5 protein-coding genes are annotated in these 6544 nt (G+C 42.7%); 1 reads left to right on the top strand and 4 read right to left on the bottom strand.

Annotation, left to right across the window (positions count from 1 at the left end; all coding sequences use genetic code 11):
- Positions 1-695 precede the first annotated feature (695 nt).
- A complete protein-coding gene (locus ACFSW8_RS05325; protein WP_377177640.1) occupies positions 696-1247 on the bottom strand; it encodes a hypothetical protein in 552 nt (183 codons plus the stop codon).
- 457 nt (positions 1248-1704) lie between these two features.
- Between ACFSW8_RS05325 and ACFSW8_RS05320 the strand changes: the two genes are divergently transcribed.
- Positions 1705-1956, top strand: a complete 252-nt coding sequence (locus ACFSW8_RS05320; protein WP_377177638.1) for a hypothetical protein — start codon at positions 1705-1707, stop codon at positions 1954-1956.
- Between the two features lie 614 nt (positions 1957-2570).
- On the opposite strand, the gene ACFSW8_RS05315 is transcribed toward ACFSW8_RS05320, so the two are convergent.
- From ACFSW8_RS05315 to ACFSW8_RS05305, 3 genes are all read right to left on the bottom strand, one after another.
- Positions 2571-2969, bottom strand: a complete 399-nt coding sequence (locus ACFSW8_RS05315; RefSeq protein WP_377090534.1) for a hypothetical protein — start codon at positions 2967-2969, stop codon at positions 2571-2573.
- Positions 2970-3638: 669 nt separating this feature from the next.
- Positions 3639-4043: a hypothetical protein gene (locus tag ACFSW8_RS05310; RefSeq protein ID WP_377177636.1), complete on the bottom strand. Its 405-nt coding sequence runs from the start codon at positions 4041-4043 to the stop codon at positions 3639-3641.
- A gap of 1875 nt (positions 4044-5918) precedes the next feature.
- Positions 5919-6416 carry a DUF6985 domain-containing protein gene (locus ACFSW8_RS05305; RefSeq protein ID WP_377090526.1) on the bottom strand — a complete coding sequence of 166 codons (498 nt, stop codon included), beginning with the start codon at positions 6414-6416 and terminating at the stop codon, positions 5919-5921.
- Positions 6417-6544: the final 128 nt, after the last annotated feature.

Genomic DNA, 6544 nt, shown 5'->3' with positions numbered 1-6544 from the left:
AACGAAGTAGTTAAAACGATACAGATAATTAGTAGTGTGATGCGTAGCATTTCTAGGAGAACGTATAGCACACCGCACCGCTGACGGGAATGTACTGTGATTTATTGTTTACGGATGGTGGATTGGAAATGGTGAGCGGAGCTCAACCGCGGTCAGCGGTTGGGTGCAGCGTCTTGTTCTACGACCTAGTGCACTAGATGGTTTCCAACTAGATGGAAGGTCATACCATCGAAACGGACCTTAATTCTCAGAAGCTATGAAGCAAGGTAGTTCTATCACAGGTCATTTACATTTAGATATCGACGTCGAGGATCTCACAAAACGCTGGAAACCTTGAAACTGATTTGGCTCACCGCATGGAAGGCCGAGAGTTCTGAAAATCTTACCTTGCTTTTGGAACTAGCAATAATGTTCGTTAAGTTCACGATGACGAAACTCCAGAGTCCCTAATCCACAGACTTTGTGAATGCATCGCAACTGATAAGACTGAGAACTAGAAAATGGTTTTCTAAGCTGTCTCGTCTGCACTGAGTAATCTGGATGAGCACTCTACAATGGGATATTTCTAGTAGAACGTAAAGCACACCGACTGATGACCACTCAGTGAACTTAAGGATTTATGTGATGTGGAAATTGTCATGGAAATAGGACTCTCCAGCTGGTCATCAGTTGGGTGCAGCGTCTTGTTAGCCAACTTATTGTAAATAGAACCTTGAGGATTTCTCTAAATCTTCGACCGTGCCAAAAACTGTAATAACAGCTCTATCAAGCGAAGTTCGAATAACAAAATGTGGACTAAACTCGATGCCTTGATCTGTCATGAGTTTTAGAGCCTCGTCACCGCTTAACTTTTTATGTCGTACGATTCTTGTTTTGGTGACTTCAGTGATTTTCATGACCTTTGTATAAAGGTAAGTAATATGAATTTTACCATCTGCTTCTGATAGAACCACTTTACGGCCCACAGATTTGAATGCTTGCTGAAGTAAATCCCCGTAGGTAGATCTAGGTTTTGAATCTACAATTATTTTATCGATTTCTTTAGTAGCTAAATTTTTAGGAATTGGTGTGGCTATAACGAATTCATGCGAGTTGTGATCTTTACTCCAAGTTTCCATTTCAGATACTAACTTACTAATTGAAGTACTGCGAAATTGACCGTGCCATGGTACAGGTCGATCTAGTATTTCAGCTCTAAGACAAGTTGGGAACACTATCAGCGCAAGAAGTATGTGTAGGAGGTTCATTTTTTAGGCTAACGTAAAGCACACCCACTGCTGACAGGTAATGCGCTTTGATTAATTGTTTACGGATGGGGGATTGGAAAAAGTGAGCGGAAGTCAACCGCGGTCAGCGGTTGGGTGCAGCGTCTTGTTCTGCAAAGTTAGTTATTGAGTAGCTTGAGGACCTCGAGCCTACTTACAAATGTATCTAGCTCACTCTTGGGTAATCTCAAATGGAGCTCAAGAGGTTTATCGGTTTCTATGATAGTGAATCTGAGTCGAGCCCCTAGATCACACATCTCAGAAGCGACGTAAAATCCATACTTGCCCGCCAACTTATATACTTCCTCCTGCAGGTTTTGGTATAGTTTATCCCCCACCTCATCTATGGGCTTCAACTTGATGCGTCGTGAGCTCAGTTCCTTGGACGAAACCATCTTATTCAAGGTGGAATTTATAGTCTTAAGATCTGCGTCATACAATGAAGGATCAATGTTTGTATCCCTATCAAAGCGACTTAGTTGATGGTGTAAATTTTGAGTTTGTGCAGAAAGGCTCAACCACTGACGTTGTTGAGACAGTTCATCTGCTAGAGCGAATGAGGAACAGAGAAAGGACAGTAGTACGAACAGGTATGCTGGAGGTTTCATTTTTTTTAGCAGAACGTAAAGCACATGCGATCACTGACAATCAACGCGCTTCAAGTTTGGGGTTATGGTTGAAATTATCATAAAAGTAGGACTCTCGTGCGTGTCAGTGATTGCATGATGCGTCTTGTTATATCCAGACGGTCTTTTCGATTTGCACCTAATCTGGATGAGATGAACCCAGAGAAACCATGGATAAACCTAGAAGTGACGCTGGATTCGGGAACAATGTGAAATGTTAGGATCGACGGCAATCATGAAATTACCTTCTCCCCAAAATCTCTGTAGTTCGTTAAAATCTGATAACCAACACTGTGTAGGCAAATGTTCAGACGATTTGGGAATCATGAAAAATGCCAGAAATCACTGAAATGTTCGAATCATATTCCGTGTGGAAATCTGTAGTTCGAAAATGTCCGATAAGCCAAATAACGAGAAATCAGGTCAACAACCTAGTCGAGAATAACTGCGGACGACATGGAGTAATCTGATATAACGTAAAGCACACCGCACCGCTGACGAGGGAATGTACTGTGATTTATTGTTTACGGATGGTGGATTGGAAATGGTGAGCGGAGCTCAACCGCGGTCAGCGGTTGGGTGCAGCGTCTTGTTATACAGAGACAATTTAGTGGAGCTTGTTTGGTACTGAGGTATACGTGAAACTGCATCGAGTATGTAAATAACCTGTCAAATAGGGTTATTTTTTAGGTGAAATGCGTAGCTTGCCATATTCAGTAAACTCCCAAGTGTAACCAGCTTGCAAACAGATACTATCAAGCGCCTTGCCGAAAGTCATACTTTTCTGAGGCATCAGTGAAACTTTAACCTTCTTCATTTCGCCTGGCATGATTATGCCGACTCCACCTATTTTTGAACTGTATACCATCACAACCAACTGATCTAGAGCTTCATGAAAAGCCATGTTATTTATGTTGAGATCAAGTAGTTCTTTGTGAAAGACCTTCTCCATGTGCATTGCTACCGACTCTGGAGGCTCTTGGTTTGCGAAAGATTTGTATTCAGATTTCCAGTCAGTCGACTCTGAAGCAATACTGAGCTGTGAGAGTAAGGATAGAGTTATGAGGAATGTCTTCAATTTAGTATAACGTAAAGCACACCCACTGCTGACAGGGAATGCGCTTTGATTAATTGTTTACGGATGGAGGATTGGAAGAAGTGAGCGAAAGTCAACCGCGGTCAGCGGTTGGGTGCAGCGTCTTGTTCTGTGAAACACCCTAAAACATCGCAACTGAACACGCTAGTAAAACCAATGTTTTCATCGTGCTGAGCGAACTACGAGCGACTTCACCAACAGTGGATGAGACGAACATCGTTACGCAATGAATTGAGTAGTTACTTTGCCACGAACCTCATAGAGGATGCGCCCACAATTCGTGGAAGGGGATATTGATAAAAAATTCTAAAACGTACTTTGAATGTACTCACCGTGATTTAGCAGCACAGTTCTAGAAGATAGTGCACTACTCCAACTAGCTAAATGCACAGCATGATCTCGAAATGTGGAGCTTCAGTAATAATCTTAGCAACTGATAGGCAGCACAGTAGGGGAGATGGAGATAAAGTTAGAACGTCTTCTTCACTCACAGAACGTAAAGCACACCGCACCGCTGACGGGGATGTACTGTGATATATTGTTTACGGATGGTGGATTGAAAATGGTGAGCGGAGCTCAACCGCGGTCAGCGGTTGGGTGCAGCGTCTTGTTAGCCAAGTTAGTTTAGGAATATTTCGTGCTGATTGTGTGTTAAACTACCTCATTCTCATCTTTTGGTAACTCGTGGGGCCTAATTACTGTCTTCAGAAGTGCCACGCCTGCAAGAATCGGAAGAGCTGAGATGATAATAAATCCTAAACCGGTGAAGTACATTACGATTGGACCCATCAGTCCAATGAATAAGAGTAGTATTCCAATAACGGTTTTCGGTAATTGAGACCTTCTCAGCCTTGCTCTTGCTGAGTCAAATAACGGATATGATAGTCTCAATGAGTCCTCTTCCGAATAACCTTCTACGTGTTGCAAGAACCTTACAATACCCTGCTGACCAGTACCGCATCTAAGTACATCGGTTGCTCTTCCAGTATACCTTTTCAGGAATGATGAAATATCCTCATTAGTTGAAGGAGTCTGATAGGTATTTTGGGTGTTCATTTTTGGCTAACGTAAAGCACACCGACTGATGACCACTCAGTGTACTTAAGGATTTATGTGATGATGGAATTATCATGGAAATTAGAGCTCTAAAGCTGGTCAGCAGTTGGGTGCAGCGTCTTGTTATCTCCAGACGGTACTTTGGTTTGTGCACCTAATCTGGATGAGAATGAACTGTGTGAAACCATGGATCAACCTAGAAATTTCATCGGGTTCGTACCAGCACGCTACCTTACCTATCGTGGTCTTAGAATCCCAGAGTTCCGAGTATGAACCTGTGCGAATAATTTCTGTAGTTCGTGGTGAAATGAATGGCTCAACGCCGAAGGAATAAGGGAATAATCCAGACGAGAATTACGCACGAACGACTGGCTAATCTATAGATAACGTAAAGCACATGCGATCACTGACAATCAGCGCGCTTCAAGTTTGGGGTTATGGTTGAAATTGTCATAAAAGTAGGACTCTCGTGCGTGTCAGTGATTGCATGATGCGTCTTGTTACCTCTCGACGATACTTTGGATTTGCACCTAGTCTGGATGAGAATGAACTGAGTGAAGCCACGGATAAACCGAGAGATTTCAATGGATTCGTACAAGCACACAACCTTGCGATTCGGAAACAATGTGAAATGCTAGGATCTAGATCAACTCGGAAATCACCAATCCCCTTCTCTTTCTGTAGTTCGCAACCAGACGACTAGCATCACGCTGAAGGACTAAGCGAATAATCTGTACGAGAATTACTCACGGAAGACTGGATTATCTAAGGTAACGTAAAGGTACACCTCACACTTTGTGTGATGGTGTACGCCTTGTTAGGTTGATTTAATCCTATTCATCTTACGAGAAGAGAAACCGATTTTTCTTAGCATCTAGACCTAGCTGATCAATTGCTGTTGAGATCAATGGACGATTATCCAACAGTGATTGCTCGTATGAAAAATCAGCGGCGACGCTTCGAGCCGCCCAGTCAGTCCGCAAGTTCAATTTCTTCTCCGAGTCACTGTCCAAGTGAGTATTTAATCTTGCTGACTCTGATCTATAGATCACAGCCTCTGTATAATAATCTTGGAGAAAGCTTATAAAAATCGCCGAGGCTTAAGCCTCTCTGGTTCTTAACGCTTCCGCAAAGATTATTATACTAGTGCAATAAATTGACAGTCAAGATTAAATACTCACTTGAACACTATTTATGCTTAGAAATTGATCTGACGCATCCGTTTTTCAAACCTAACGTAAAGCACACCCACTGCTGACAGGGAATGCGCTTTGATTAATTGTTTACGGATTGTGGATTGGGAAAAGTGAGCGGAGGTCAACCGCGGTCAGCGGTTGGGTGCAGCGTCTTGTTCTACAAAATGGTGCTATAGATGGTTTACAACTGGATGGAAGATTATCTGTCGGTAAGGATCATTGATTTCTGCAGCTGTGTAGCAAGGTCGTTCTATCACCGTTCATTTACACAGGGGTGTCGACGTCGAGAATCTCTGAAAGTGATGCGAACCTAAAGACGTTGTTTGGCTCATCGTATAGAAGGCCGAGAGTTCTGGGAGGTATACCCAGCAAGAAGAATCAGGAATAATGCTAGTAAAGTTCACGATGATGAAACTCCAGAGTCTCGCTTGCACAGCCTTTGCGTTATTATGGCAACTTCTATGGCTAGAAGTTTCGTAAAGGAATGAGACGCTGTCTCGTCTAGACTGGAATAGTTAGTGGAGCACTCTGCAATGGTTATATCTAGTAGAACGTAAAGCACACCGACTGATGACCACTCAGTGTACTTAAGATCTTATGTGATGTGAAAATTGTCATGAAAGTAGGACTCTCCAGCTGGTCATCAGTTGGGTGCAGCGTCTTGTTATGCAGGAGCAATTTATCGGATTTTGTCTTCGGATTCAGGTAGCCCCCATGCGTCACAATGAGCATAATGACCATCTTGCTCACTCACTCTGGTCAAGGTACACCCCTCCTTGAATATTAGCTGAATGCCGTGCTCCTCATCCCATGAGCATTCACCAGCAAGCTGGACATAAACTAACTTGTTCCCATAAGGACGTCGCACAACATTAACATCTATAAATTCAATTTCACTGAGAACTTGGTCCTGATCTGAGACCTTCACGTCAAAATACGTTGGGTCTACAGAGTCCTCGTACTCTTTGAACTCCGCGAATATATGAGGGGCTGCTACTTTGATATCATCCTCAGACAACTTAAGAAAGGAAGAGAGAGCATTGATGAACTCCTCAATGTCTGATTCATCTTCCAATATGTCAGGAGCATCTAAACACAACTTGATGCCAGGCAAACAAGAGGCTTCGAAATAAGTTACCTTTTCGAATGTCGAGCGAATAAGTGATTCTGGATTCATTTATTTAGCATAACGTAAAGGTACACCTCACACTTTGTGTGATGGTGTACGCCTTGTTAGGTTGATTTAATCCTATTCATCTTACGAGAAGAGAAACCGATTTTTCTTAGCATCTAGACCTAGCTGAT

It is taken from the genome of Rubritalea tangerina, from assembly GCF_042683245.1.
Lineage (GTDB): Bacteria > Verrucomicrobiota > Verrucomicrobiia > Verrucomicrobiales > Akkermansiaceae > Rubritalea > Rubritalea tangerina.
Note: the sequence above shows the minus strand (reverse complement) of the source record. Positions and strands in the feature narration are given on the sequence as shown.

Coding starts and splice junctions, on each gene's coding strand:
- ACFSW8_RS05325 (WP_377177640.1), bottom strand. CDS start 1,247: ATGAACCTCCTACACATACTTCTTGCGCTGATAGTGTTCCCAACTTGT.
- ACFSW8_RS05310 (WP_377177636.1), bottom strand. CDS start 4,043: ATGAACACCCAAAATACCTATCAGACTCCTTCAACTAATGAGGATATT.
- ACFSW8_RS05305 (WP_377090526.1), bottom strand. CDS start 6,416: ATGAATCCAGAATCACTTATTCGCTCGACATTCGAAAAGGTAACTTAT.
- ACFSW8_RS05320 (WP_377177638.1), top strand. CDS start 1,705: ATGAAGGATCAATGTTTGTATCCCTATCAAAGCGACTTAGTTGATGGT.